The organism is Bacillus sp. FG16 (genome assembly GCF_057809515.1).
The window spans coordinates 1-305 of record NZ_JBMDKC010000414.1; the positions used below are offsets into that span (position 1 = coordinate 1).

The 305-nt window shown below is 38.4% G+C and carries 1 pseudogene; it reads right to left on the minus strand.

Annotation, left to right across the window (positions count from 1 at the left end):
- Positions 1-305, minus strand: a pseudogene (locus ACODS7_RS32980) (FtsK/SpoIIIE domain-containing protein); the annotation flags it as partial.

Consider the following 305-nt stretch of genomic DNA (forward strand, 5'->3'; position numbering starts at 1 on the left):
GCAATGAGAAGATGCGGTGTGTTTGCATCCACCATATCGTACACAATCCTATTTCCAAATTGGTCACGTCCTACTACAATTGGAAGGCGATATTCTTTTAATAACGGCTGCCATTGCTTGTAACTGTAGTTGTATGGTTTTAACCCCCCATCAGAATGAAATACATGGAGTACAAACCTTTTAATATCTCCCTCAATCGCTACATTCTGCCCTAATATTTGCTGAAAGCAAAACCATTTCTTTTCAATTGTCTTTGGATCTAATCCGTTTGGAATGGTAAACACATATTGTACACATTGGTTCGA